Source organism: Paenibacillus intestini, from assembly GCF_030803945.1.
Classification (GTDB): Bacteria; Bacillota; Bacilli; order Paenibacillales; family Paenibacillaceae; genus Paenibacillus; species Paenibacillus polysaccharolyticus.
In genome coordinates, this window is record NZ_JAURUN010000001.1 from 103211 (window position 1) to 127854 (window position 24644).

The 24644-nt window shown below is 46.0% G+C and carries 17 protein-coding genes; all 17 read left to right on the forward strand.

Annotated elements, in window-relative coordinates; translation table 11 throughout:
- Positions 1 to 85: 85 nt before the first annotated feature.
- The 17 genes from nth to J2T16_RS00615 all read left to right on the forward strand — a co-directional run bounded on the left by nth (position 86) and on the right by J2T16_RS00615 (position 24506).
- Positions 86 to 784 carry an endonuclease III gene (gene nth, locus J2T16_RS00535; RefSeq protein WP_090917090.1) on the forward strand — a complete coding sequence of 233 codons (699 nt, stop codon included), beginning with the start codon at positions 86 to 88 and terminating at the stop codon, positions 782 to 784.
- Positions 785 to 804: 20 nt separating this feature from the next.
- A complete protein-coding gene (locus J2T16_RS00540) occupies positions 805 to 1077 on the forward strand; it encodes an NAD/NADP transhydrogenase alpha subunit (RefSeq protein WP_090917088.1) in 273 nt (90 codons plus the stop codon).
- A gap of 439 nt (positions 1078 to 1516) precedes the next feature.
- Entirely contained in the window at positions 1517 to 5188 is a 3672-nt protein-coding gene (locus J2T16_RS00545; protein ID WP_499017446.1) for a dynamin family protein, read from the forward strand.
- A 389-nt stretch (positions 5189 to 5577) separates the two neighbouring features.
- Positions 5578 to 7350 (forward strand): ABC transporter ATP-binding protein, encoded by a 1773-nt coding sequence (locus J2T16_RS00550; protein ID WP_090917085.1) that lies wholly within the window; start codon positions 5578 to 5580, stop codon positions 7348 to 7350.
- Positions 7347 to 9197 (forward strand): ABC transporter ATP-binding protein, encoded by a 1851-nt coding sequence (locus J2T16_RS00555; RefSeq protein ID WP_221788221.1) that lies wholly within the window; start codon positions 7347 to 7349, stop codon positions 9195 to 9197. Before J2T16_RS00550 ends, J2T16_RS00555 begins: the two co-directional genes overlap by 4 nt.
- 248 nt (positions 9198 to 9445) lie before the next feature.
- The gene (locus J2T16_RS00560; RefSeq protein WP_499017449.1) at positions 9446 to 11107 is read left to right on the forward strand and encodes an AraC family transcriptional regulator; all 1662 of its coding nucleotides are present in this window, start codon (positions 9446 to 9448) and stop codon (positions 11105 to 11107) included.
- Between the two features lie 130 nt (positions 11108 to 11237).
- Positions 11238 to 12239 carry an ABC transporter substrate-binding protein gene (locus J2T16_RS00565; RefSeq protein ID WP_154983643.1) on the forward strand — a complete coding sequence of 334 codons (1002 nt, stop codon included), beginning with the start codon at positions 11238 to 11240 and terminating at the stop codon, positions 12237 to 12239.
- Positions 12240 to 12309: 70 nt separating this feature from the next.
- Entirely contained in the window at positions 12310 to 13347 is a 1038-nt protein-coding gene (locus J2T16_RS00570) for an NAD(P)/FAD-dependent oxidoreductase (protein WP_308723379.1), read from the forward strand.
- Positions 13348 to 13585: 238 nt separating this feature from the next.
- A complete protein-coding gene (gene purT / locus J2T16_RS00575; protein ID WP_145331682.1) occupies positions 13586 to 14773 on the forward strand; it encodes a formate-dependent phosphoribosylglycinamide formyltransferase in 1188 nt (395 codons plus the stop codon).
- A complete protein-coding gene (locus J2T16_RS00580) occupies positions 14763 to 15221 on the forward strand; it encodes a GNAT family N-acetyltransferase (RefSeq protein ID WP_090917074.1) in 459 nt (152 codons plus the stop codon). Before purT ends, J2T16_RS00580 begins: the two co-directional genes overlap by 11 nt.
- Positions 15222 to 15525: 304 nt before the next feature.
- Entirely contained in the window at positions 15526 to 16239 is a 714-nt protein-coding gene (locus J2T16_RS00585; RefSeq protein ID WP_499017452.1) for a CAP domain-containing protein, read from the forward strand.
- Positions 16240 to 16479: 240 nt separating this feature from the next.
- Positions 16480 to 17355, forward strand: a complete 876-nt coding sequence (locus J2T16_RS00590) for a GDSL-type esterase/lipase family protein (protein ID WP_154890574.1) — start codon at positions 16480 to 16482, stop codon at positions 17353 to 17355.
- Entirely contained in the window at positions 17356 to 18321 is a 966-nt protein-coding gene (locus tag J2T16_RS00595; protein WP_154890573.1) for an ABC transporter ATP-binding protein, read from the forward strand.
- Positions 18314 to 19303 carry an ABC transporter permease gene (locus J2T16_RS00600; protein ID WP_090917066.1) on the forward strand — a complete coding sequence of 330 codons (990 nt, stop codon included), beginning with the start codon at positions 18314 to 18316 and terminating at the stop codon, positions 19301 to 19303. The genes J2T16_RS00595 and J2T16_RS00600 overlap by 8 nt, the downstream gene beginning before the upstream one ends.
- A 76-nt stretch (positions 19304 to 19379) precedes the next feature.
- Positions 19380 to 21359, forward strand: coding sequence for a DNA topoisomerase IV subunit B (gene parE, locus J2T16_RS00605; protein WP_090917064.1), 1980 nt, complete (start codon positions 19380 to 19382; stop codon positions 21357 to 21359).
- 12 nt (positions 21360 to 21371) lie between these two features.
- Complete coding sequence (gene gyrA / locus J2T16_RS00610) at positions 21372 to 23834, forward strand: DNA gyrase subunit A (RefSeq protein ID WP_499017456.1); 2463 nt, start codon at positions 21372 to 21374, stop codon at positions 23832 to 23834.
- A 225-nt stretch (positions 23835 to 24059) separates the two neighbouring features.
- Positions 24060 to 24506 carry a MarR family winged helix-turn-helix transcriptional regulator gene (locus J2T16_RS00615; RefSeq protein ID WP_154890571.1) on the forward strand — a complete coding sequence of 149 codons (447 nt, stop codon included), beginning with the start codon at positions 24060 to 24062 and terminating at the stop codon, positions 24504 to 24506.
- Positions 24507 to 24644: the final 138 nt, after the last annotated feature.

Below are 24644 nucleotides of genomic sequence, written 5' to 3' on the forward strand. Positions count from 1 at the left end.
CTTTTTGGATCCCCGCCAAGCTACTTGGCTGAAGCTTGAAGTAAGGCTCTACAGTGTGGAGCAGACTTGTGGGAGGTAGCCCTTCATGAATGCAGCGACGGTAAGACATATACTCGAAACCATGGAAGCCATGTTTCCTGATGCACATTGCGAGTTAAATCACAGCAATGCATTTGAACTAACGGTAGCGGTCCTTTTATCTGCGCAGTGCACAGACGAAACGGTGAACAAGGTCACTGCAGATTTGTTTCAAAAGTACAAAAGCCCGGCCGATTATCTAATGGTTCCTCTTGAAGAGCTGGAGCAGGATATTCGCCGAATTGGATTGTACCGAAACAAGGCCAAGCATATCCAGAACATGTGCCGAATTTTAATAGAGCAGTATGGCGGCGATGTACCGCAGGAACATGATCAGCTTGTCACCCTGCCAGGTGTCGGACGTAAAACCGCGAATGTTGTCGTTTCAAATGCGTTTGGAGTACCGGCGATCGCTGTAGATACTCATGTTGAACGTGTGTCGAAGAGACTGGGGCTCGCGGGTTGGGATGACTCCGTACTTGAAGTCGAGAAGAAACTGATGAAGCGCGTACCTCGGGATGAGTGGACAATAACTCATCACCGGTTTATATTTTTTGGACGCTACCATTGCAAGGCTCAAACTCCCCAATGCCATATCTGTCCGCTCTTAGACATATGCAGGGAAGGGAAAAAACGTATGAAAACGTCCCAGATCAGGAAAGATAAGGAACGTGTCACCACCCGAAAACGAAAATTAAATTCATAAGCAGAAAAGGATGAATAACGATGAAATGCATTTCCGTGTACACTGACAATTTTGAAGCCTTCTCCGATATTTTTGAACAAATCGTTGAACAGGAAATGGCGGAGAATGAAGAAAAAGAAGTTGAAGGCATTACTGTGAGTCACTCTGGTGACGTGCCTGAGCATTATCTGGAGCGTATGTCTACAAAGCCTGAGGTTGTGGTAATGAGAGACAAAGGCCGTGGCATTACCATTTTGCAACATGGTCAAGTTTTTGAAATCCTGTTGCCTACAATGGAAAACGCAGTATCTTAAGTTTTTGTTAACCTATGATCAGGAACCTGGTTGCATTGACATTGCCGAGAAGCGATCGTTAATGTAGCTGCTAGGCATGTCATGCAGCCAGTTACTTGATGATAAACATCCCTAATTAGTGTGGGAGTTAAAAGTATGACCTGTATAAAACCGACATGTCGGTTTTATTTTTTTATAGATACATAGTAACGGATTAACGTACCAAACAAACGTAAACGTGGAAATTAGCGTGATGAGTTGGTTCGAAAGAATTTTTTGCCATCATCGGGCGTGGCAAATCATCTCAAATTGAACTTATATTGATCTGGAATCCATCTACATGCAGATTCAAGTGAAATCGTTCAAATTCAAACATGATGATGTTAAACTATATGAAGATAAATCAGAGATTGACGTCGAAACGGATGTCAAATTAGAGGAGCCAGGAGGAAGGCCAGTCATGTCCAGAACAGATTACCCAGCAGAAATGGCCACACCTTTGTTACCGCTACGTGAAGCAATGAAGCAGTCAGGGGACCATACCGCTGTAGAGGCACTAACGGATTTAATCAGCAAGGCTGAAACGAAACATCTGACGATTGCGTTCTGTGGACATTTCTCGGCAGGCAAGTCGAGTTTGATCAACAGCTTGTGTGGCAAGCGAGTACTGCCATCAAGTCCGGTGCCAACCAGTGCCAATGTCGTCGCAATACGCAACGGCAAGCCGAGAGCACTTATTTATACTTCACCGAACGTAAGCGCTGACAATAAAGCAGGAACATTGGAAGTTTCACCAGAGGAGCTGGAGACGTATTGTAAAAATGGAGGGGCGTACAGTTCCATAGAAGTATGGGATCATATTCCTCTACTACAGGACGATGCTGTATTGCTGGACACGCCAGGTGTGGATTCGACGGATCGCGGACATAGCCTGGCTACGCATTCGGCACTACATCTGGCTGATGTTGTGTTCTATGTGATGGATTACAATCATGTTCAGTCGGAGACAAATCTTTCTTTTGCCAAAAGTTTGTCCGACTGGGGGAAGCCACTATTTTTAATTGTGAATCAGATCGACAAACATCGGGAACGGGAGCTTTCGTTTGATCAATATGTGGATGGAGTAGAGGCGATTTTTGCCGCATGGGAAGTCCGTTATGACGGTCTGTTATTCACTTCCTTGCGTGACCAGCAGCATCGATATAATCAGTGGGGTCAATTACCGGAACTGATTACTGAGCTGATGACCAAGAAAGAAGAGCTGATCTCTCACAGTTTAGCCAGTTCAGCCAGTCATATCACGGAGCAACATCTGAGACGGGAAGCCGGGATGAGAGAAGATGAAGAAACTGCACTGCTTGAACAAGTAGGAGGACAAGAAGGTATCGAACGTTTGGAGCGTGAGATTGCTCTACTGGATGAACAAGTCGCAGAGCTTCGAGCCAAACCGTCGCAAGTCCGTGAGAAATTCAGGGCAGAGGTGGATTCTTTGCTTGCTAACGCAAACCTGACCCCAGCGGATATCCGAACTTCGGCTGGTCATTATTTGGAGAGCCGCAAGCCGGGATTCCGGGTAGGTCTGCTCTTTTCAGGAGGCAAAACGGAACAGGAGAAACAGCGCCGGGCTTCGGAACTGGTGAGACTGCTTCAGGATCAGACTTCCAGTCAAGTGGAGGTTCATATTCGGACGATGCTCAGACAGCTAGGGGAAGCTTATCAGGTCTGGGATGCCGCGTGGGAGCAGGCACTTAACACAGAATTGCCTGTAATTAATGAAGAATTGCTTGAACTGAAACGAAGTGCGAGTGCAGAACTATCGCCTGAGTATGTCATGCAATTCAGCAAAGATGTCCGGGGCGAGATTGAGGCCCGGTACCGTAAGTCGGCCATGCTGCTGGCCGACCGCATCCTGGAAGCGCTGGCTGCGCAGGGCGAAGCCGCGCTCCAGGCGCTGGACGCCAGCCGCGCAGCGCTGCTGGCGCAATCCGCGGCGGCGGCGCGCTACACGGCGCTCCAGCGCGCCGCCGCCGAAGAGGCAGCAGGGCTGCGCAGCCTGCTGCCTCCTGCGGGCCCCCTCCCCTCCGGGCTATTGCCGGAGGTGAAGGGCCCGCACGTGCCCGCGCCTGAACCGGGCGAAGCTCCCGGTTCGCAGGCGGGCACGTCCGCGTCTGTGGCGGCGCAGCCACAGACGCAGGCCCCTGCGCCGCCGCGCGTAGCAGCGGCGCAGGGCGCACCGGCGGCGGCTGGCGCGGAACGCCGCCGGCGCCTGGACGCAGCAGCGGCACGGCTGGAAGCCGCTGCTGCGCTGGTGGAGTCGTACCCCGCCATGGGGTCGGCGGTACGGGATTTGCGTGCACGCGCGGCTTCGCTTGCGGGTGGCACGTTCACGCTCGCGCTGTTCGGTGCGTTCAGCGCGGGCAAATCCTCCTTCGCCAACGCATTGCTGGGCGAAGCGGTCCTCCCGGTATCGCCGCATCCAACGACAGCGGCGATCAACCGTATTATGGCTCCGGCCGGTGGCATGGAGCATGGTACTGCCCGGGTCCGCATGAAGACCCGGGAGGCCTTCCAGGAGGACCTTGCCTATTCCTTCCGTCTGCTTGGTCTTGGAGAGCCGGGCACGGAATGGCAAAAGCGGGTGCAATCACTCACGCCTCAGGATGTACACCCAGCAGGGCGTCCGCATTACAGCTTCTTACAGGCCGCTGCGGCTGGCTGGGAGGAAACAGCGGATCAACTTGGGCAAGATGTGCTGGTGGACTTGAACGGATATCGCCATTTTGTAGCCAATGAGAAGAAATCTTGTTTTGTAGATTCCATTGACCTGTATTACAGCTGTGACGTGACTGAACAAGGAATAGTGCTTGTGGATACACCTGGAGCAGATTCAGTCAATGCCCGGCATACAGGCGTAACGTTTAATTATATGAAAAATGCAGATGCCTTGATTTTTGTAACCTATTATAATCACGCCTTCTCCCAGGGAGACCGGCAGTTCCTGAATCAACTTGGGCGAGTGAAAGATAGCTCGGCGATGGATCAGATGTTCTTTGTCGTTAATGCGAGTGATTTATCTTCCTCGGAAGAAGAATTGGAACAAGTGCTCGATCATGTAGGGACAGAACTGCGGAAAAACGGGATTCGCTCACCACGTCTTTTCCCAGTATCCAGCATGCTTGCGATGGAAGGTAAAATGGATGGAAACGTTGATCGATTGCAACAATCGGGTTTTATGCGTTTCGAAGAAGAGTTTAATCAATTTGCAGGCAAGGAATTGGCTGATCTCGCAGTTGGTGGAGCCTCCGAAGAGCTGGCGCGTGTCATTCAGCGGTTAAAGCAACGTGCAGAGGATGCGGCACAGGGGGAAGAAACACTGCGTCAGCGGCGAGATGAACTGGGCACGATATCGGAGCAGTCACGCTTGCGGATTGAGCGATTAGCGCAGCGATCAATGAAGGATGAACTGTCACAGGAAACGAATGAATTGCTTTTCCATGTCAGACAGCGTTTAGCCTTCCGATTGGGTCAGTTTATGGCAGAGGCGTTTCATCCATCCGTATTACGTGAAGATCAGGGCAACTTGAAAACGGCGTTCGCAGCTTGCGGCCGGGAGCTGTTGCGTATGATCGGCATTGAGCTTGAGCAGGAATTGCTCGCCACAACACTGCGATTGGAGCAGACTGGTCATGCTTGGGTTGGCAAGCAAGTAACTGAATGTATTAATGAAGTGAAGCAGCTGACAGGCGGTATCGACTTGTCCTTAACCTTGGATGAAAAGTGGAGTACCCCTGTGCTGGATGAAATTCGGCTAGAAGAACCGTCGGGCTGGAAAAACTACTGGAGTTACTTCCGGAATCCGAAGCAGTTCTTTGAAGGAGAAGGGCGTCAGCGCCTTCAGGAGGCACTTGAGCCGGTGCTCAAACAGATGATGATTGAAGTGCTTCCAGCCTCAGAACAGAAACTGGTGCAATTTTATGATACACAGGTTCATCAATCGGTGCAGCATCACTCTCGTCAGCTCACCGAAAGGCTGGAAGAAGCCGTTACGGGCATACAGGATACCCTTGCAAGTGGAATCCAGGCTGAGCAATGGGTGGCCTTGTCCGAACAGCTTGAACAAATGCAGGAATAGATGGTCATGGGGGTTGCATCACCGTGTGAAACTTCTGATAAGTGATACTCTATATTGCCACAAGGTTGGTTGATCAAATCTGCAAATATTTTGGAAACGTTTGTAAAATAATTGATTTCTTCCATAACCCAGTGAAAATGTTGCAAAAAAGCGTCAAAAAAGGCTCCCGCCGCAAAGGCATATAGGGAGCCTTTTTTTGGCATGAACAACCTGAAATATAGAGAATATTCAAACATTTGATTGAAAGTCGGCTATTGGCATCCGTTAATGCGATAATTAGCTGAAAGTCGCCTGAATATGGTCTATTATTCGCTTTGCCGCGAATGAGGGACGGTGATAAACTTCATAAATGTTCATATCATTTCAAGCAACATTAGAGGAGGAGACACATGGATGTTCTCAGGCAACTGCAAACCTATTTTTGGGAGAAGCGAACGTATTTATTGGTATCGATCTTGTTTCTCGCCTTAGCGACCGCACTAGGATTAGTCTATCCGAACCTGCTTCGAATTTTGATCGATGACGTTATTGTGCCACGTAATTTTGAAGACGTTCCCATGCTTGCCCTGACGGTGTTAGGTGTTGTTATTTTGAAAGCAGGCATGCAATTTTTACACGGTTTCTTTGGCGGACGTCTAGGCAATTATTTGGCGTATCGTTTACGTAATGCCTGTTATGAAAAACTTCAATTTTTATCCTTCCGTTATTATGATACGGCCAAAACAGGTGATCTGATGTCCCGCCTCACGGGAGATTTGGAGGCCATCCGTAACTTTATCGGATTTGGTTTCGCCCAGATTCTTAACATGGTTCTTATGGTCGTATTCGGTGCAATTATGATGATGACGATGAGCTGGAAGTTAACGCTGCTGACACTCGTCTGCATCCCTCTGCTTGCCTTCGTTGCGCTTCGATTCGAATCCAGAATTCATCCGGCATTTCAGGAAATGCGATTGGCATTAAGCTCGCTGACTACAGCGGTGCAAGAAAACATTACAGGTGTAAGAACGGTTAAATCGTTTGCACGTGAGCCTTATGAAGTGGAGAAGTTCTCCACACGAAACGAACGCTACAAAACGAATCAAATTCATGCTGCCACGTTGTGGAGCCGCTATTTTCCGATTATGGAGATTTTGGCTTCGGTAAGTGTCGTACTGCTGCTTGTGATCGGTGGCAGAATGGTAATCCAGCAAACCCTGACCTTGGGTCAACTTGTTGCCTTCTTCAGTTTGATCTGGTACATAATTGGTCCAATGTGGGGCCTCGGCTTTCACATTAACAACTACACTCAGTCCAAAGCTTCAGGTGAACGGGTGCTTGAGTTGCTGAACACCCCTGTGGATGTGCAAGAGACCGAAGACCCGGTTATTGTGGAGACAGATCAGGTGAAAGGTCATGTGACCTTTGAATCGGTAACGTTTGCTTATGGTAACAAAATGCCTGCTGTAACCGATATTAATTTTGATGCTCCGCCTGGTTCTGTAATCGGTTTCCTCGGAGGAACAGGATCAGGGAAATCTACGATTATCCAGCTTTTGATGCGTGCCTATAACGTGAACTCCGGTTCGATCAAGCTCGATGGCAGAAACATTAAAGATATGGGCATTCGTAGCTTGCGAAGTCAGATTGCTTCCGTGTTCCAGGAGACGTTCCTGTTCTCCTCTAGCATACGTAACAACATCTCCTACGGGTTGAAAAATGTGACGATGGAAGAGATTATCCGCGCCGCCAAGCTGGCGAAGGCTCATGACTTTATCATGGAGTTTCCCGAAGGATATGATACGGTCGTCGGTGAACGCGGTATGGGACTCTCCGGAGGACAGAAGCAGCGGATTGCTATTGCGCGGGCTTTGCTGAAAAATCCGAAGATTCTTGTCCTTGATGATGCCACAAGTGCCGTTGACATGGAAACCGAACATGAGATTCAGTCGGGCTTTCAAGAGGTTATGCGCGGCAGAACGACATTTATCATTGCCCACCGGATCTCTTCGCTGCGACATGCAGATGAGATTCTGGTGCTGGACGAAGGACGCGTGGTACAACGCGGCAAACATACGGAGTTAATTCAAGTACCTGGACCGTACCAGGATGTCTATAACATTCAATATGCAGACTACATTGCCCGCGGGAAGCGGGAGGCTGGGGAGCAGGTGAACTCATGAGCGCCGAAACAATAACAGATAGGCGAGAGGTTAAGGAACCCTCGAATAAAAAAATGAATGAACGATTTGTCTATCAGGATGATGAAGTGATCGAAAAACCGTTTAACTGGCAAGAGTTTGCACGATTGTTTGCTTACATGAAACCGTATGCGAGGCAGCTCCTGCCGTTTGTGATTCTAATGATGATTCTTGGAACGATTACGAAATTAGCCGTACCTTTTCTAATCAGTCTTGCAATCGATAGAGCTATTGCACCGCAGACCGGAGTACCTAGCATGACACTGCTGTATATTATCGCAGGTTCAATCCTGCTACTGTATCTCATCCAGTGGGCAGCTAACACATACCGTATTAAACTGACGAATATTATTGGGCAACGGGTGATTTACGATCTTCGCTCAGACTTGTTCAAACATATTCAGAAGCTGTCCTTTAACTTTTTTGACAAAAGACCCGCAGGTTCCGTGCTTGTACGTGTAACGAATGACATCAATTCTTTACAGGATCTGTTCACGAATGGTGCGGTTAACGTCATGATCGACTGCGTGCAGCTACTTGGTATCATCGTCATTCTCCTGTTGATTAACTGGAAACTCGGTCTTGCTGTAATCATTACGGTACCGATTATGTTCATTATATCTACGAAATTGCGGGTGCTGATTCGCCGGGCGTGGCAGGATGTGCGTATGAAGAACTCTCGGATTAACTCTCACCTCAATGAATCCATTCAAGGAATTCGGGTTACGCAGGCGTACACTCAAGAAAAAGAAAATATGAAATACTTCGACAACATGAATATGTCCAGCAAAAAGTCGTGGGACAAAGCATCAGCAATGAACCAGGGATTTGGTCCTTTGATTGAAATTACAGGTGGTTTCGGGACGTTAATTCTGTTCTGGTACGGCGCACATCTCATTCAAAATGAAATGTTGACCGTGGGTTTGCTCGTGGCTTTCGCCAACTATGTCGGCAACTTCTGGGACCCAATTAACCGTTTGGGACAGATGTACAATCAGTTGCTGGTTGCCATGGCATCTTCTGAACGAATTTTCGAGTTTATGGATGAAGAGCCGAATATCGCTGACAAACCAGGTGCCAAGCCGCTTCCTTCTATTAAAGGGGATATCGTATTCGATAATGTCGTATTTGAGTACGAAAAGGGAAGACAGGCGCTGAAAGGCATTAGCTTCAAGGCGGCGGCAGGGCAATCCATCGCACTTGTCGGTCATACAGGCTCGGGTAAAAGTACAATCATCAATCTGATTAGCCGTTTCTATGACATCACGGGCGGCCGCCTGACCATCGATGGACATGACGTGCGTGATGTGACGGTGGAAAGCCTGCGTAGTCAGATCAGCATTGTGCTGCAGGATACATTCATTTTCTCGGGCACGATCCGGGACAATATCCGTTTTGGACGGCTGGATGCGACGAACGAAGAGGTGGAAGAAGCGGCGAAGGCTGTTAACGCGCACGAGTTTATCATGAAGCTTCCGGGTGGATATGATACCGAAGTGGAAGAGAGAGGTAATGTGTTGTCGATGGGACAACGGCAACTGTTATCTTTTGCCCGGGCATTGCTCGCTGATCCGCGCATCTTGATTCTGGATGAAGCTACAGCCAGCATTGACACGGAAACGGAGTTGAAAATTCAGGAAGCCCTCAAAGTATTACTTCAGGGGCGAACGTCCTTTATGGTGGCTCACCGCCTCTCCACCATTCGTAATGCCGATCATATTATTGTGCTGGATCATGGGGAGATCAAGGAAGAGGGCAACCATGAACGGCTTATCCAGAAACAAGGAGTTTACAACGGTCTGATTGAAGCACAGTATCGGTTTTTGTAATAAACATAGCGAGTAACGCAGGTTTACAGACACTTCAGCTTATTTTGTTTGGGTGATCCTTTCATCGGACGGTCCTGATGAGAACACTGAGACAAAGGCTGAAGTGTTTTTTTGAATATAATCATTGGGCATTCCTGGATCAACTTGAGTTCAAGATGAATCGTTTTTATTGTTCAAAAATGAATAACGAAATTATGTTATATTTTAAATAATTGAAGGAAGCACAATAGAGATATGTGGAGGAAAATATGCAGATGAAAGCCACCGATGAGGCTAATTTATATACATTTTTTGATCAGTTAGATCAGCTGCATTTCAAGTTGGTTGAATTGGAGTCAGCAGTTACAAATCATTCTGAATCAAACTGGCGTCTCGGAAAACACTTTCTGGATCGTTATCTGTTACTATTTATTACTGATGGTGAAGGATGGCTTACGGTGGACGGTCAGTTTATTGAACTTCGGAGCGGAGCAGTATATCTAGGTCTGCCTGGACAACTGATTGAAGCAGAGCTTAGGGGAAAAGAAGCAGGAGGACTCTATCAGATCAGATTTAACGTTTTTTTAGGCGAACAGTCAAATTCAAACGTAGTATCCGCTTTGGGGATGATGAAGCAAGTGTGTACGCAGACGAATGGTCGTGTGATTCAATGTAGCTCACCGGTTGCCGTGAATTTGTTATGTCAGGAAATCGAGCAGCTGATCCGTGGGGAAGACAGGCTGCAGCATTTTTTAGGTCAGATTCGTTTTCAGGAGCTATTGTATAAGATTTTTAATGATATGGTTTATGTACAGTCCCACCAACCAGCATTACCTATTGAACAAGTTAGACATTATATCGAACAGCAGTATATGAAAAAAATAACGATCCAGGATTTGGCTGAGGTTGCACGAATGAGTTCTCGTCATTTCATGCGGTTGTTTAAGAAAATGTATGGCTGTAGCGCAATGGATTATTTGACAATATACCGGATCAAACAGGCTCAGATCATGATGAGGAATGATCATAGTCCAAGGCTAAAGGAAATTGCAGCTTGCGTAGGGTTTCAAGACGAGATGTACTTCCGCCGAAAATTCAAGCAAATTACAGGTCTCCCGCCAGCAGCTTTTATACAAAATAGCAAGCAACGTATTGCTGCGGTTCACTCGCTTGGCATTGGAACATTACTGGCCCTCCAGATTATTCCTGCCGCTGCTCAAGCTAGTCATCCTTGGACAGCGTATTACAGACGAAAATACCAAACAGATAAGGTAATACCTCTGATCGATAATGAGCATGGCTGTTTGCAGCAATTAGAAGCGATTCGTCCTGATTATATTGTCGCTGTTCGTGAGGAAATGTCTGAGAGTATGATGCAGCGTTTAAGTTCAATCGCACCTGTTTGTGTGTTAACTCAGTCGGAAGGAGATTGGCGGGATCATCTGAGAACGGTAGCTGAATTTATGAATCGGTTTGAGGCGGCTGAGGTGTGGCTCGAAAGATATGAACAAAAGGCTGACGTAATTAGATCACAGCTATCCAAGCAGGTGCGTCAAGACCGGTTAATCGTGCTTCGTGTGCATGGTACGGAAATACAGGTTATGAATCCGCAAACCATCGCTTCGGTGTTTTATAACGATATGCAGTTAAGGGCGCCAGAGGGTATGGAGTATATTTGGCATAAGCCGCATTTTAATATCGGTGATCTAGCGGAATTAACCATTGATAGGGCATTGCTTATTGTGAGTGAAGACGAGGAATCAAGACAGACGTGGGCAAAAATTCAACAGTCAGAGGTATGGATGGCGACAAAAGCGGCTCAAAATGACTGCATCGATATGTTGATCCCTAGTGTTCTGCTGGATTATACGGCCTTTACCCATGAATTGATGCTGGATGAAGTGTTAAAGTTGTGGCGACATCGTCCATAAGATAAAGTCTGAATCGTCAATATCTTGGAACGCCGTTATTTAATATACTACTCCTATGTCTAATTGATAATGATAATTATTATTGATTGGTGCTTATCATATCTTTTCATATATAGGAGGTACATAAGAAGTGAAGTCAAAATGGTGGGTTCTTATAGGTGTCTTGTTAATGGTGTTATTACTGGGTGCATGTGGGATGGCTGCTGGGCCAGACACTTCTGCTTCTGGAGAGAGCGAAAAAAGCTCATCCAGCGCCGCAACGAATACAACGAATGACAAAGGTGAAGTGAAAGTCGTTCAGACCGAGATGGGCGAAATCACGATTCCCAAGTCTCCTAAGCGTGTGGTTGGGTTATCTGTTGTATACCCGGAGCTGTTATATTCACTCGGTATTGTTCCGGTAGCTGTTCAAAATTATCATGAGGACTTCCCTAAGTATTTGCAGGAGCCTTTCAAAAATACAATGAAGATGGGGATTGCGAAAACACCCAATTTTGAAGCGATCCTGGAGGCGAATCCGGACTTGATCATAGCACCTGCATGGTGGTCGAAGAAGGATTATGATCAGCTTTCAAGTATTGCACCGACGGTGCTTCTGCCAGAGCGTGAAGAATGGCCTGAAGAACTACAGGATATCGCTGCGGTTTTTGGCAAGGAAACAGAGGCCAAACAGGTTTTGGAAGATCTTAAGCAACATGAAAAAGAAGGAGCAGACAAGCTGCACAGCCTCATCGGTGATGAAACGGTGTTATATGCGCGAGTGATGGAGAAAGAGATTGTTTTGAATGGTCCCAATCTTTCTCGGGGTGCTTTTGTCCACAAACGGTTGGGTTTAAAACCTGTGAGCAATTTTCCAAAAGATGAAACCGGACTGTCCATTTCGATGGAAGTATTGCCAGAATACGATGCAGATCACCTGATTATCCAGCTTGATGATGAGGAAAATCCGGAAATTCAGAAGAAATATAATGACATGATGAGTACATCCATCTGGAAAAACCTGAAGGCTGTTAAAAACAATCATGTGTATCTCGTAGGCGGCAAAGAGTGGTTCAATCTTGGAATGGCACCGATGTCAGATAATTATGCAATCGATGATCTTGTAGCTGCTTTTGAAGAGAAAAACAAATAAACATCTGGAAATGGCTTCGATACCTTGTGGTTAATATGAGCGGTGAACATAAGATAGGAGGTGTTAAGTCATGCATGATCAGGATATTTTTGATGTAACGATTATTGGCGGTGGTCCAGCAGGAATGTATGCGGCTTTTTATGCAGGCATGCGTGAAATGAAAGTGAAGCTGATTGAAGGAAAGGATCAGTTAGGTGGTTTTCTGCACACGTATTCTGATAAAACGATATGGGATGTGGGCGGATTACCCCCAATGAAATGTGCCAAGCTGATCGACTGGCTTGTTCAGCAAGCGGGTACTTTCGAACCGAATCTGGTGTTCGGCCAGAGTGTTGATGCAATAACCCGGCGGGACGATGGAGTAATTGCATTACACACACTTACAGGTGAGGTGCATTATACGAGGAGTGTCATTGTTGCCATTGGTCGGGGGATCGCCGAGGTGCAGAAACTTGAACTGGACAGTGCACATCATTATGAACGGAGTAACTTGCATTATACGGTACAGAATCTGAACTATTTTGCTGAAAAAAAAGTATTAATCTCGGGCGGTGGCAATAGCGCCGTGGATTGGGCTCTTGAACTTGCGGACTTGGCTGACACGGTAACCGTAGTTCATAGACAGGATGCGTTCCGTGCAATGGAGCATAATGTGAAACAGATGAAAAGCAGGACGAAAGTGCTCACACCCTTTAAGATTGATCGCTTGTATGGCAATGGAGAATGTATACACCAAGTTGCCATATCCAATGTGGCTACAGGTGAAAACATAAAACTAGAAGTCGATGAGATCATCGTAAGCCATGGTTATACGAGTCAAGCAAGCAATCTTGCCCGCTGCGGTCTGGATATGGATGAAGGGATGATTGCCATGAACCAACGGGGTGAAACCAATATACCTGGTATTTTTACAGCAGGAGACTGTGCGATACGCGAAGGCAAAGTGCGTTTGATCGCAGGAGCTTTTAATGATGCGATTGTTGCGGTCAACAGTGCCAAAACATACGTTGAACCAACGGCAGCTGGAATGGCCTACGTTTCGTCCCATAATGAACTGTTTCGGGAGAAAAATCGTGATTTGGAGAAAAGTGACTTATTAAAAGGATAAATTATAAAAAAGGAAAAATTAGGTTGTATGCTTCTTTAATTTTTATATCCTTAAAAATGGGAGGAATGGAAAGAGTATCGAATCCAAGAATGTAATTTGTAAAATTTGATCGAAAAAACACAAAAAATCTTGTAAAATTCACAAGAAAAATAGGGAGTACTCTTGCAATCTTTAACCAAAACCCCGAAAATAGAGAGACAGATATAGAAGATTTCTCTTTGGGAGGATTGGAAAGAACATGTGGGGTGCTCCTTTTTCGGCTCAAGCCAAAAAAATGCTGCTGCTAGGCAGCGGAGAATTGGGTAAAGAGGTCGTGATTGAGGCTGCACGTCTCGGTGTGGAAACAATCGCTGTTGATCGTTATGAGAACGCACCGGCCATGCAGGTCGCACATCGATCTTACTGCATCGACATGTTAGATGGCGAGGCATTGAAACAATTGATCCGTAAGGAACAACCGCATTACATCGTACCTGAGATTGAAGCCATTGCTACTGAAGCATTGCTGGAACTTGAGGAAGAAGGCTTTTGTGTCGTGCCAACGGCCCGTGCCGCTCGTTTGACTATGGATCGTGAAGGCATTCGTCGTCTGGCGGCCGAACAATTGAATCTCCCTACAGCCGCTTATCTCTTTGCGGATAGTTTAGAACAGTTGCAAGAGGCTGTTCGTGAACTAGGTACACCTTGTGTTATCAAACCATTGATGAGTTCATCTGGTAAAGGCCAGAGTGTATGCCGTATACCGGATGATGCAGCAAACTGCTGGGACATAGCTCTTTCGGGAGCGAGAGGCAAGTCTGTTCGTGTTATCGTGGAAAGCTTTGTGAAGTTTGAGAGTGAAATTACGCTACTTACCGTCAGATCGGCATCAGGCACTGTATTTTGTCCGCCGATCGGTCATATTCAAAAAGATGGGGATTATGTCGAATCATGGCAACCTCATGCGATGACATCGGAGCAATGGAAGCAAGCTTGTCACATCGCAAAAACGGTTACGGATGAGCTCGGCGGGTACGGCCTTTTTGGCGTTGAACTCTTTCTCACAGCTGATGGAGTGGTATTTAGTGAAATCTCGCCACGTCCACATGATACAGGTATGGTCACGATGGTTACACAGGATAATTCAGAGTTCGCGCTTCACGTGCGTGCCATTCTTGGATTTCCCGTCACAGAAGTACATTTGCTGACACCAGGAGCCTCAGCCACGCTGAAGGCCGATGTCGAAACATCTGATTTCACCATAGGTGGAATTGAAGATGCACTTGCATTACCTCGTACTCAGGTTCGTGTGTTTGGCAAACCTGAAACGAAACAAGGACGCCGAATGGCTGTAGCCCTTAGTGCTGGAACAGATGTGGAAGAAGCTCGTAAAACAGCGGTTCAAGCCGCAAATATGCTGAAAGTGGAGGTAAATCATGTCCAATAATGTGGAGGCCCCTGTACTGATGATCCGAGAGTGTGAACTGCGAGATGCTGAAGCGGTAACAGGATTGATGCGAGAGGTTAGCTATCCGACAACCACCAATGTAATGAAAGAACGCATTGAAGGTTTGGAGAGCAATCCGAACGCGTGCATGCTCGTTGCCGAAGTGGATGAACAGATTATTGGTGTGATTGGCTTGCAATGTGTTCAAAGTCATGCATATCCGGAACCTGCTGCCCAGATTACTTCGTTGATCGTAGGTCAGGAACATCGCGGTAGCGGAATTGGTCGCCGTTTAATGGCTCGTGCTGAAGACTGGGGCAAAAAGCAAGGTGGTAAGCAATTGTTTGTCACTGGGGCGAATCGTGAAGTAACTTCAACGACGTATTCCTTCTATGAGCATATTGGCTTCCAGAAAAAAGGCTATCGTTTCAGTAAAGTTCTTTTATAATAGATGAAACGGCATTCAGCAAGTGAAAACTTGACTGAGTGCCTTTTTTTATATGGTGTGTACATCATTTTATTGAAAAGACACACTAGGAACTCCGTTATTTGTGACTCATAAGGCCGAGCGTAGAGCCTATATATATAAACTGTCCAAGGTTGCTTTGAAACAATCAATAATGACAAAAAAGTCATTTTTCCAGTATTTACGGGTTCACAATCTCCTAATGAATTGATATACTCCTAGAGTAGACATTACAAAGTTGTAATAATTAATTCTAAGGAGATGAATGAATTTGAAGAAGAACTGGATGAAAAAAGTTGTGACAGGCAGTCTGACAGCTGCACTCGCCGTAGGGATTATGCTTCCTGCCTCCGCGTCTGCTGCAGATTCAACATATAAAGCAACGACGGTTACAACGTATAAAGTGGTCAATGCGGATAGCTTGAAAGCTTATATTGAGCAATGGCTGAAACAAAACGGATACAAAGTCTCGGAAGGTCAAACAGCTGAGCAACCAACAACGCAGCCTGTAACCAAGCCTGAACAACCAAGCACACCTGCGAAACCAGTACAAGAAGAAAAACCAGCTACGACTACACCAGCTAAAGATCCTTCAAGCACAGGTAATAACGGTGGCACACAAAGCACACAATCCGATTTTGCTACACAAGTGGTGAAACTTGTGAACGCTGAACGTGCCAAAGCAGGTCTTGGTGCATTGACATCCGACGCTCTTCTGGACAAGGTCGCTATGGCAAAAGTAAAAGATATGAGCAACAACAACTATTTTGATCATCAGTCTCCAACGTACGGTTCTCCGTTTGACATGATGAAACAATTCGGAGTAACGTACAGCTACGCTGGTGAAAATATCGCTAAAGGTCAAAAAACACCTCAGGAAGTTGTAACAGCCTGGATGAACAGTGCGGGTCACCGTGCAAACATCCTGAGCAAAAACTTTACGCAAATTGGTGTAGGCTACTATAACGGATATTGGGCTCAAGAGTTTATCGGTAAATAAGAGTTGGAAATGAATAATATATAACTTATTTTATAATAAAAGAAGTCATATGTGCACATAGCCGAAAAGCTGTGTGTACTATGGCTTTTTTCCATTTTTTGAGTTGTGGAAATGGCTGCTTTCCGAATATAACAGCAAAATTTGCAAATTAACGACAGAAGACTTATGTTATTTAGAATAAGCAATATCTTGATGTGAAAGCCATTATAAATTATTTGTAACTGACTGGAGATGTGATGGATGAAAAAGAACAAAAATCTTGATTCAGCGCCTTGGATCTGGAGAAGTGTAAGCACGATATCCATAGTAGCAACACTGCTATTGATATTTGGATTTGCTTACGCCATAAAAGATGTTATTTTTCCGCAAGGGGATTCAACGTTAAATGAGGGACAGAAGGCTGCGGCTCCAGCTAAAGATGCTCAAAATGGGGGCAATAAAGCGATTGTAGAAGACGGCAAAATCCGAATGGCTGTCATTGGCGATTCCCTTGCAAGAGGAACGGGGGATGATGAAGGACTTGGATTTGTTAGACGGGCGGCTAATCTGCTCAAAGATGAGGGTCATGATGTACAGGTACTTAACAATCTGGGTGTAAACGGTCTGCGAACAGATGCGTTGTTAAAAAAGCTGGATGAACAAGGGGTTCAATATGTTTTGCAACAATCCAACTTTATTTTACTCTCTATCGGTGCGAATGACCTGTTTCAAGGTGGACAGGTTCTTCAAGGTGAAGACCCGCCAACAGCCGAGAAACTGGCTGCCGCCTTGCCGGAGACATCCAAACGTCTACAGGAAATTTTGAAGAAAGTGAAAGAAATCAATCCGAATGCTCAGATTGCATATATCGGATTATATAATCCGTTTGGTAATGTGAAGGAACTGGAGAAGCCGGGCAATGCTGTTGTTGCAGCCTGGAATGACGCGGCGATGTCCATCTTGAACAATGAAGATAACATGACACTTGTGCCAACCTTTGATCTGTTTGAGAATCATCTGGACGAGTATCTTTCATCTGATCACTTCCATCCGAATGGACAAGGTTATCAGCAGATGGCCGTTCGCATTGCACAGGAATATAAAGGGAATAAACCGGCAGAAGGGAGCGCGAAATAAATGGCAGAGAAGCAGTATGATTCCGTCTTGTCCGTACAACACCTGAAGAAAAAAATTGGACGGAAATGGATTATCAAAGACGTCACTTTTGATGTCAAACCTGGTGAAATTTTCGGTTTTTTGGGGCCGAATGGTGCGGGGAAAACGACAACGATTCGTATGCTGGTTGATCTGATTAAACCTACAGAAGGAAAAATTTCGGTCTGTGGTTACGACGTGAATCGTGATCCCGAACGAGCGCTCAAATATGTCGGTTCCATCGTGGAAAATCCTGAGGTATATACATATTTGACCGGGTGGGAAAACCTGGAGCACTTTGCCCGGATGCAACCAGGCGTTGATCATGACCGTATTCAGGAAGTGGTCAATATTGTGCGTCTGGATCAACGTATTCATGATAAAGTTAGAACCTACTCACTAGGTATGCGCCAGCGGCTCGGAATTGCCCAGGCATTACTTGGAAGACCACGGTTGCTGATTCTGGATGAACCAACGAATGGACTTGATCCCAAAGGGATTAAAGAGTTACGTGAATTTATCAAACAGCTCGCCAGTGAGGGGATGGCAGTGTTCGTCAGCAGTCACTTGTTAAGTGAAATTCAACTTCTCTGTGATCGGGTAGCCATAATCAGTACCGGCCGTGTGCTCGCAGTTGGTGGTGTGAATGAACTGATCGAAGACCATTCCAAGGTGGCGATATGGCATCTTACACCTTTTGATGCAGGCCGTCAGCTTTTACTTGATAAGGGGATTACGCTGGTTAGCCGCCCCGGTGATGTGATGGATGATACGATTGTTGCAGGGCTCGGTGCGAATGCTGTTGTTGCCGAGATGCATGAAGAACGGATACCGGAGCTGGTACAGCAGATGGTTGAAGCAGGCATTCAGGTTGAGGGCGTACAACGGATTCAGCCTACACTTGAACAACTATTCTTAAAAATGACAGAAGGTGAATCCATTGAATAATATCATGCCGCTCATTCGTAATGAGACCATTAAAATGGTCAAGAAGAAACGTCTTTATATTATTTTTATCGTTCTGGCCATCCTTGTTCCGATGTTCACGTATGCACAGATGAAATCGGCTCAGAATAATCAAGACAAGTTCGGTGGTGACTGGAGGCTTGAATTACAACAAGCGATTACGGATAATCAGAACTCACTAGGCAGTGATCGGGTTCCCGAGGAATACAAAAAGTATAGAACCGTCTATATCCAGCAGATGCAATACTATCTGGAAAATAACATTAATCCCAAAGAACCAGGCGGTGTGACGTTTACAAGGGAATTTATGAACAATGCCGTTGGATTGTTTATCCCGCTTTTGATTATGGCAATTGCTTCAGACCTGGTGTCAGGAGAACGGACAACAGGCACGATCAAAATGTTGCTGACTCGCCCCGTTAGACGGTGGAAAGTGCTTCTAAGCAAACTGATCACATTGATCATGTTTGTTTCGATCATCGTCGTTTCTGCTTATGTGATCTGTTACGGGATATCGGGGGCCGTTTTTGGTTACAAAGGTTTCGGCATGCCTGTCTTCACTGGATTCAAAGTGGTTGGCACCGAAGTGGATATGTCTGCCGTACATGCGGTAAGTCAATGGCAGTACATGCTGATGCAAGCAGGTTTGATCTGGTTTGTAAGTATCATCGTGGCTATGCTGGCGTTTATGGTATCGGTTCTTGTTCGCAGTACAGCGGCAAGTATCGTAATTATGATGGCTGCGCTGATCGCTGGAACGATTCTAACCAACATGGCAGCTTCGTGGGAAACGGCGAAGTATTTGTTTATGGTGAACCTGGAACTGCCTGATTATTTGTCCGGCGGATTGCCACCAATTGAAGGCATGAACCTTGGATTTTCCCTTATTGTGCTTAGTGTTTGGGGCGTTGCATCACTCATTGTATCATTCCTTGTCTTTACGAAACGGGATATCTTGAATTAAAATGGACAAGGATAAGAAAACATCTGTTTGCATTTCAGGCATTTTTGTAGTTTCAAGTTAAGAAGGGGGAGCATGAATGGTCGAGCAAATCGATATGTCGGCAGGTTCGACAGGCGGAGGACAGGGCGCCTCGGGCTACGACGCGGACGACATTCAAGTACTTGAAGGACTGGTAGCGGTTCGGAAAAGGCCGGGGATGTACATCGGCAGCACCAGTACTTCAGGTCTACATCATTTGGTATGGGAGATCGTAGACAACGCTGTCGATGAGCACCTAGCCAAATTCTGCTCCAAAATCGATATCACGCTGCATAAGGACGGTTCTATTACAGTTCAGGATAACGGAAGGGGAATTCCGACAGGTATACATAAAACAGGGATTCCCACTCCCCAGGTCGTGTTTACGATTTTGCACGCAGGCGGTAAGTTCGGTGGATCAGGATATAAAAAATCAGGTGGTCTGCACGGTGTAGGGGCTTCGGTCACCAACGCATTGTCAGAGTGGCTTGAAGTCGAAATTTTCCGTGATGGTAAGATCCATCGTCAACGTTTTGAATATTGGCAGGACAAAAAAGGCGTCGAACATGTAGGAGAACCCGTGACTGGTCTTGAAGTATTGGGTAATACCAATCGCACAGGCACCAAAGTTACGTTTAAACCGGATATTCGCGTTTTTCAGAATGGAATTCAGTTGAATTATGATACACTGGCAGAACGCCTTCAGGAGATTGCTTTCCTGAACTCGGGTCTGAAAATTGTGCTTAAGGACGAACGTTCAGGCAACCAGGATGAGTATATGTACGAGGGCGGCGCGAGCCAGTTTGTTGAGTTTTTGAACGAAAATAAAGATGTACTTCATGACGTTATACACTTCTACGCAGATAAGGACGATATCGAGGTAGAAGTGGCAATCCAGTATAATGCGGGTTATACAGAAACACTTGCTTCCTTTGTCAATTCGATCCCGACCCGTGGTGGAGGAACGCATGAGACCGGATTCAGGGCAGCCTATACCCGTGTAATGAACGACTACGCTCGGCGTACCAGCATGATCAAGGAAAAAGATAAAAATCTGGAAGGTAATGATCTGCGTGAAGGCATGATGGCGGTAATTAGCGTCAAAATGTCTGAAGTGGAATTTGTCGGTCAGACCAAAGATCAGCTCGGAAGTGCTTCTGCTCGAAGTGCAGTTGATTCAGTGGTCTCCGAAAATATTCAACGTTTTCTGGAAGAGAACCCGCAGGTTGCACAGACCTTGATTCGCAAAGCAGTGCAGGCGTCCAAAGCGAGAGAAGCCGCGCGGAAAGCCCGTGACGAGATGCGAACAGGGAAAAAGCGCAGTGAAAGTTCTAACTTGAATGGCAAGCTGACGCCTGCGCAATCGAAAGATTTTACACGCAATGAATTGTTTATTGTGGAAGGTGACTCTGCAGGTGGTTCAGCCAAGCAAGGACGGGATTCTAAAATACAGGCGATTCTGCCGTTAAAGGGAAAACCGTTGAATCCGGAAAAATCGAAGCTTGCGGATATTTTGAAAAATGAAGAGTATCGTGCAATTACAGCAGCAATAGGCGCAGGAATCGGAACGGAGTTTGCCGTAGAGGACAGCAATTATTCCAAAATCATTATCATGACGGATGCAGATACGGATGGCGCACATATCCAGGTGTTGCTACTTACGTTCTTTTACCGTTACATGAAACCGTTAATTGATGCAGGGAAAGTATATATTGCGCAACCGCCTTTATATAAACTCACTCGTAAATCCGGCAAAATGGCAACGGTAAGATATGCCTGGACGGACGAAGAACTTGCGAATTATATGAAAGAGTTCGGAAATAATGTCGAATTACAGCGTTATAAAGGACTTGGTGAGATGAACCCGGATCAACTGTGGGAAACAACGATGAACCCGGAGACACGCGCTATGTTGAAAGTGGAGATTGTGGATGCAGCCAAAGCAGAGCGTCGTGTATCTACATTGATGGGTGACAAAGTGGATCCACGCAAACGCTGGATTGTAGAGAATGTCGACTTTACAGAGTACGAAGAATAGAAGGTGCTTGGAATGAGTCTATCAGAACAATTTATGCCGGCCTTTCTTGAAGAGGTCGTTGGTGACCGTTTTGGTCGCTACTCCAAATATATTATTCAGGATCGAGCGATTCCCGATGTGCGGGATGGATTAAAGCCAGTACAGCGGCGTATTCTTTACGCCATGTACGACTCGGGCAATACACCGGAGAAGCCATATCGTAAATCTGCCAAAACGGTAGGAGACGTTATGGGTAATTATCACCCTCATGGTGACTCCTCGATCTATGAAGGTATGGTACGAATGGCACAGCCATGGAAAATGGGCCATATGCTTGTAGACGGACACGGTAACTGGGGCTCACAAGACGATGATCCGGCTGCAGCTATGCGTTATACAGAGGCTCGTTTGTCATCTATTGCAATGGAGATGCTTCGTGATATTGAGAAACGCACCGTGTTGTTTAAAGATAACTTTGATAATACAGCCAAGGAACCGGTTGTGTTACCTTCCCGTTATCCCAACCTGCTGGTCAATGGGGTAAGCGGAATTTCTTCCGGTTTTGCAACCGAGATTCCACCGCATAATTTGCGTGAAACGATTGATGCTTGTATTGCTGTCATGGAGAAACCGTCCATTGAACTGGACGAAATCATGATGTTCATCAAGGGACCTGATTTTCCAACAGGCGGCTTAATTATGGGCGGCGACGGTATTCTGGATGCATATCGGACAGGTAAAGGACGAATCTACATACGTTCCAAAACCGAGATCGAAAATATGCGTGGCGGCAAGCAACAGATCGTTATTACGGAGATTCCTTATCAGGTGGTTAAATCCCGTCTTGTTACGGCGATGGAAAATATCCGCCTGGAGAAAAAGGTTGAAGGTATCGCAGAAGTTCGGGATGAAAGTGGACGCGAAGGATTACGGATTGTTGTTGAGCTGAAAAAAGATGCGGATGCACAAGGGATTTTGGCTTATTTGCTGAAAAAAACCGACCTGCAAGTCACATACAACTTCAATATGGTCGCGATTGTGAACAAAGCGCCGCAGCAACTTGGTCTAAAAGCGATTCTGGAAGCTTATATTGCTCACCAACGCGAAGTAGTAACTTTCCGAACCAAGTATGAGCTGGAGAAAGCGGAAGACCGTGCTCATGTCCTGGAGGGGCTGGTGAAAGCCCTTAACATTTTGGATGAAGTAATCGCAGCGATTAAAGCTTCGAAGAATCGTCAGGATGCTCAAAACAATCTGATCTGGATGTTTGGGTTCACGGAACGTCAAGCGGATTCTATTCTCACCTTGCAATTGTATCGTTTGACGAATCTGGAGATTAATTCGTTGCAAAAAGAGCTGGATGATCTCATGAAGAAAATTTCACAGCTACGCTCGATTCTCGATAGTGATCGGAAGCTGATCGGGGTCATTCGTAAAGAACTGCTGGAGATCAAAGAGAAGTACGGAATTGAGCGCTGCTCCGCCATTCAGGGTGAAGTAGAGGAACTTAAGGTTAATCTCGAAGTATTGGTCAACGCAGAAGATGTATTTGTGACATTGTCCAAAGAAGGATATGTCAAACGTTCGAGCATGCAGTCCTTCACACGTTCTGGCGGTGAGCGAAGTGCTAGCGGTGTAAAAGAAGGAGATTATATCTCCCAGGTGCTTGAAGTAAATACATTGGAGAATTTGCTTGTCTTCACACAAAAAGGGCAATATTTCCTCCTGCCTGTGCATCAGGTGCCGGAGTTTAAGTGGAAAGATCCGGGTACCGCCATTGTTAATGTAATTCCTCTGGCGAAGGATGATCGGATCACCAGTGTACTGGCGATCAAATCGTTCGAGGAACCAGATCACAGTCTGGTATTTGTAACCCGCAAGGGACAGGTCAAACGAACTGAACTTAAGGAATACATTACAAAGCGCTCGGGTGCCGTAGCGGCATGCAAGGTTGCTAAGGATGATGAAGTGCTGTCCGTACATCTAAGTACGGGCGGGAAAGATATCATGCTGATTACCAAAGAAGCGATGGCGATTCGTTTCCGTGAAGATGAAGTGAATCCGATGGGACGTGTCTCTGGTGGTGTTCGTGGTATTCAATTGAAAGATACGGATGAAGTAGTCTCTGTGTTATGGGTAGAGGGAGATGAGGGAGAGGTAGCTGTATTGAGTGACCTCGGTTATGGTAAACGATCCTTGCTTCTGGACTATGCCCCGCAGAGCCGTGGTGGTAAAGGCGTGGTTACCTTTGAATTCAAGGAAGGTAAACGTGTTAAACCGAATGGTAGCCGTATTGCAGGTGCATTCTACTGTAAAGAGCAACGTCAGTTGACGGTGATGACCAAAGAGGGACAAGCCCATACGGTCTCATCCGAGAGCGTTCCACTCACAGAACGTAAACACATCGGTAAATTACTTGTTCCTGTAGACAAACAGGACGAAATTACCGAGCTTATTCAGGATTTTAATGAGAATCAACCGGGGACAACCTCCTAAAAAAGATAAAAGACTCTCTGCCGACAGTGCTGATTCTGTCGGGTGAAGAGTCTTTTTTTGTTGTTCTTGGGCGGATGAGAAGTGCATCATCAAGCGAAGTTTAACAACCTTCGTCGATTACAGTCGATCGCTGGGAAATTGAAAAAATGCAGCAGGAATGCGGCTTTGAAGCGCGAAAACTTAAGCAAATGAAATGATTATCCGTTGCAGGAGGAGTGATGTTCGATGTATAATTCCGATTTTGCTAAATGCTGGTCCAGATTAACCAAAGATTATAAACTGCATATGGATCAGGAATTAGCCCCTTCGTTAACAGAGGCACAGCTTGCGGTACTTGAGGTGCTCGAAGATCATGCAAAGATGAAACCATCTGATTTGATTCCATTTCTTGCGACAACACCTGCTGCAGTAACGATGTTATTGGATCGAATGGAGAAAAATGGCCTCATATGCAGAGTTCGTGATGATCAGGACAGGCGGATTGTGTGGGTTTCATTATCCGATAAGGGCAGAATGGAAACCACGCGTGGTATCACGATCCGCAATGAGTTTATGAATTCCGTACTGAGCAACATCTCGATGCACAATCAACAATTGCTTGTATATCTGCTTGGGAAAATGACTGCACCCAAAACGAATGCGCAAGAGCCTGCCTTAACGAGTTCAGGTTAAACGAGCAAAATCTGATCGTGAAATGAGTGTAGTAAATAATCTGATGATGTTAAAAAACAAAACGAATAATGCAATGATCATAAATAAGCATACTTCTGGTCATTAGGGCCAGGTGTATGCTTTTGTCTTTTTATTTTG

Bases quoted from the DNA above. Each gene is read 5' to 3' on its own strand.
- nth (WP_090917090.1), top strand. From the start codon at position 86: ATGAATGCAGCGACGGTAAGACATATACTCGAAACCATGGAAGCCATG.
- J2T16_RS00540 (WP_090917088.1), top strand. From the start codon at position 805: ATGAAATGCATTTCCGTGTACACTGACAATTTTGAAGCCTTCTCCGAT.
- J2T16_RS00545 (WP_499017446.1), top strand. From the start codon at position 1,517: ATGTCCAGAACAGATTACCCAGCAGAAATGGCCACACCTTTGTTACCG.
- J2T16_RS00550 (WP_090917085.1), top strand. From the start codon at position 5,578: ATGGATGTTCTCAGGCAACTGCAAACCTATTTTTGGGAGAAGCGAACG.
- J2T16_RS00555 (WP_221788221.1), top strand. From the start codon at position 7,347: ATGAGCGCCGAAACAATAACAGATAGGCGAGAGGTTAAGGAACCCTCG.
- J2T16_RS00560 (WP_499017449.1), top strand. From the start codon at position 9,446: ATGCAGATGAAAGCCACCGATGAGGCTAATTTATATACATTTTTTGAT.
- J2T16_RS00570 (WP_308723379.1), top strand. From the start codon at position 12,310: ATGCATGATCAGGATATTTTTGATGTAACGATTATTGGCGGTGGTCCA.
- purT (WP_145331682.1), top strand. From the start codon at position 13,586: ATGTGGGGTGCTCCTTTTTCGGCTCAAGCCAAAAAAATGCTGCTGCTA.
- J2T16_RS00580 (WP_090917074.1), top strand. From the start codon at position 14,763: ATGTCCAATAATGTGGAGGCCCCTGTACTGATGATCCGAGAGTGTGAA.
- J2T16_RS00585 (WP_499017452.1), top strand. From the start codon at position 15,526: ATGAAAAAAGTTGTGACAGGCAGTCTGACAGCTGCACTCGCCGTAGGG.
- J2T16_RS00590 (WP_154890574.1), top strand. From the start codon at position 16,480: ATGAAAAAGAACAAAAATCTTGATTCAGCGCCTTGGATCTGGAGAAGT.
- J2T16_RS00595 (WP_154890573.1), top strand. From the start codon at position 17,356: ATGGCAGAGAAGCAGTATGATTCCGTCTTGTCCGTACAACACCTGAAG.
- parE (WP_090917064.1), top strand. From the start codon at position 19,380: ATGGTCGAGCAAATCGATATGTCGGCAGGTTCGACAGGCGGAGGACAG.
- gyrA (WP_499017456.1), top strand. From the start codon at position 21,372: ATGAGTCTATCAGAACAATTTATGCCGGCCTTTCTTGAAGAGGTCGTT.
- J2T16_RS00615 (WP_154890571.1), top strand. From the start codon at position 24,060: ATGTATAATTCCGATTTTGCTAAATGCTGGTCCAGATTAACCAAAGAT.